The 3195-nt window shown below is 60.3% G+C and carries 3 protein-coding genes; 1 reads left to right on the forward strand and 2 read right to left on the reverse strand.

Annotated elements, in window-relative coordinates; genetic code table 11:
* Nucleotides 1-81: 81 nt before the first annotated feature.
* Together EN935_RS28360 and EN935_RS28365 are read right to left on the reverse strand one after the other, a co-directional pair.
* Entirely contained in the window at nucleotides 82-1212 is a 1131-nt protein-coding gene (locus tag EN935_RS28360) for a hypothetical protein (protein ID WP_126070231.1), read from the reverse strand.
* A 254-nt stretch (nucleotides 1213-1466) separates the two neighbouring features.
* A complete protein-coding gene (locus tag EN935_RS28365; RefSeq protein ID WP_245270509.1) occupies nucleotides 1467-2003 on the reverse strand; it encodes an EipA family protein in 537 nt (178 codons plus the stop codon).
* A 392-nt stretch (nucleotides 2004-2395) separates the two neighbouring features.
* On the opposite strand from EN935_RS28365, the gene EN935_RS28370 reads away from it, so the two are divergent.
* Nucleotides 2396-3025 carry a histidine phosphotransferase family protein gene (locus EN935_RS28370; protein WP_127373853.1) on the forward strand — a complete coding sequence of 210 codons (630 nt, stop codon included), beginning with the start codon at nucleotides 2396-2398 and terminating at the stop codon, nucleotides 3023-3025.
* Nucleotides 3026-3195 lie beyond the last annotated feature (170 nt).

Here is a 3195-nt window from a genome sequence, read left to right on the forward strand (position 1 = left end):
GTCGGAAGGTTTCGACAGCCTGAACGTCGCAGCCGCCTCAGCCATCGCGCTGCATCATTTTTCGGCAAAAGAGAGCTGATTTCAGCTTGTTGCGTCAGCCTTCTGTAAATCCCGCACGCGGTCGGCAAGACTGCGGTTGCCGGAGCGTGCATCCGAAGGTGCCGCCAGCGCCTTGGCGATCGGCGAACCAGGCCCCTCAAGCTTGGCCGTCAGATGGACGACCTCCGCCGCCAGTTCGTTCATCTGCTCGCGCAGGGCGGAGCTGCCGTCCGTGGGATTGGACGCGGCCAGCGCGGTGAGATCCGCCTTCAGCCGCTTGTTCTCGCGCGCCAGCGCCGTCAGCCTCGCCTCGAGCCGCTCACGGTCGCTGTCGAGCTTGGCGATCGCCTTGTCGAGGTCATCGCTCCTGGCAACGTCGCCGCCCTTGCCGACCAGCCGCAAGGCCGGTGCGCTATCTTCGGCTTTCGATTTTTCGCGCATGCGCGCCAGTTCCTTTTCGCGGCGGTCGAGCTTGTCCTCGCGATCGGCAAGCGTGGCCAGCAGCCGTTCGACCTTCTTGTCGAGCTCGGCGGTCCTTTTCTTCTCGGCTTTCAGGGCGTCGCGCGCGGCCTTGCTTTCGGCCGCGATCTCCTGGCTGCGCCTGTCCGCTTCCTTGCGCTGGCCGCGCAGCAGCGCAATGTCACTGGCGAGTTTCTGCATTTCGGATTCGCGCGCCACGAGCTCGATCTGCCGGCTGCTGGAGGAAAAACTGGCGTCGTCATACATGTGCTCCAGCTTTTCCAGCTCGAGCGCGCGCTTTTCCAGCTTGCGTTCGGTCTCCTTGAGTCGCTCCGAAAGCTGCTGCAACTCGCCCTCGCGCTGATGCAACGCTTCGTTCTTGGCGCCGAGTTCGGTCAGCGCATGGTTCTTGTCCATGCGCTCGACCGCCAGCCCCTTCAGGGCCTCGCGACCGCGATTGATCTCGACGAGTTGTTCGGCCGCCTTCTCGCGCAACGCCTTGACGCTGATTTCGAGGCGGCGCGTCGACATGGCGTACTCGGCGCGGATGCGGTCCTTGTCTGCCTGGATCTCGGTTTGCGTCAGAGGGATCGAGCCTTCGATACGTTTGCGCGTCAGGGCGACGGCGCGACGCCATATGGCCGGAGCCACCATAAGCGCCAGAAAACCGGCGCAGAGAAAGCCGAGGACGAAGAACAGGACCGACTGGACCAAGTGACTACCCGTTGTGGACGGCAACCATCAAACCAATGCATGTCGCCCAAAAAGTGGGAACCGGTTTTGGGACAACGACATGCAACAAGATAAAAACCAAAAGCGCGTCGAGCACTTTTGACTGTGCCACGTTGACATGGCGGAAATCCAGCGTTGCGGCAAGGGTTTGCCGTAACGGGACGGGTTTAATGCATGCCGCCCAAAAGTGGTCCCGGTTTTGGGAGAACGACATGCATAAGCCAAAGATCTTCAGCTCAGAACGGATTCCAGGTGGCGCGCTCGGTAAGCTTCAGATAGCCGAGATTGACGCCAAGCCGGGCACCGACACCGGTGCGGATCGGCACCAAAATCACGTTGTTGTTCTTCAGCACGTTGAAGCCGACACCAGCCACCACATAGGCCGAACCGGCGACGCCGCCATAGCGGTTGTAGAGGCTGCCCACATCGTCGAGATTGTAGACCAGCATCATCACCCGTGACCCCTCGCCGCCAAAATCCCAGCCGAGTGACGGGCCTTGCCAGAACACTTTGTGATCGCCGGCATTCTTGGTGTAGAGCGTGCCTTCACCATAGGTCAGGCCGCCGATCAGCGCGCCCGAGCCCTCTTCCCCCAGCAGATAGCCGTTGGGCAGGCCGTAGGAAGCAAAAATCTTCTCGACGACCGTGGCGAGCCCGCCCGATGTCGCACCGAAGAACTTGTGCCCGGAATCGACAATCTCCTGAGCGGTATATTCCTGGGCCCGCAGGGCTGAAGTCGAGAAGACGAGAACGCCCAGGAGCGTGACCGCCATTGAGAAGACACGGAGAAAGCTCCGGTCGTAGTATCGGGAAAACATGCTTCCAATCTCCGTCAGGGAGCACCTTCGCCGACGCCTCGCACCCCGTACGGCTCTTTTAGCCGGCCGTTAAGGGTAACTGTTACGGGCAAACTATGCCGTAATCCTTTTTCAACCATTAAGCTCCCACATGAACATGGCGGTTCGAAGGCTGTTTTGGGGTCGCTTAAGTGGGTCGGCGGCCTGCGTGAACACGCCATTTGCCACATCCACAATTTTGGATTTGTTGCTGCACGCACGGGTGCTGTGTATTCAGAAAGCCCGAGGAGAGAGTGCGTGATTCGTGTGGGCAGGCGACGATCGATCGCTCGGCCGTGGGTTATTAGATTTTGCAGGGATTTTCGCCGATGGCCGATCTGTTCACCCTTTCCGCACCCGATCTGGCAGCGCTATTGTGCAGCCGGGTCTGCCACGACATCATCTCGCCGGTCGGCGCGATCAACAATGGGCTTGAGCTGCTCGATGAAGGCGGCGCTGACGAAGACGCCATGAAGCTGATCCGTCAGAGCGCCCGCAATGCTTCGGCCCGCCTGCAGTTCGCCCGCATCGCCTTCGGCGCCGCCGGCTCGGCCGGCATGCTGATCGATACCGGCGATGCCGAAGCGGTCGCAATCGCCTTCCTCAAGAACGAAAAGCCGGAACTGACCTGGAACGGGACCCGCGCACTGCTGCCCAAGAACAAGGTCAAGCTGCTGCTCAACCTGATCCTCGTCGCCAACGCCGCCATTCCGCTCGGCGGCAAGCTTTCGGTAACGCTGGAAAACCTCGAGACCGAGCCGCGTTTCGCGCTTGCGGCGGCTGGCCCGATGCTGCGTGTGCCGCCGAAATTCCTCGAACTGCATTCCGGCCACAAGCCGGAGGAGCCGATCGACGCGCATTCCGTGCAGCCCTATTACACGCTGCTTCTGGCGCGCGAAGCCGACATGACGATATCGATCCACGCGACGCCGGAAGAAATCGTGCTTTCGGCTGCCTGATAGCGCAGCCGGGAAGCCGAAGTATTTTTCCATCGAAATCTGTAATTCCGGCCCATCGACATGAAATGCGTTTGATCGCCTTGGGCAGCGTTGAAGCATTCGCGAATAAAAGCGAACAGCCGCAGTCTTTGTAAAAATTTTACCTAACGCCTTTTCGGCTTCTTTACCAG

Source organism: Mesorhizobium sp. M7D.F.Ca.US.004.03.1.1 (assembly GCF_003998635.1).
In the GTDB taxonomy this organism is placed as follows: Bacteria; Pseudomonadota; Alphaproteobacteria; order Rhizobiales; family Rhizobiaceae; genus Mesorhizobium; species Mesorhizobium loti.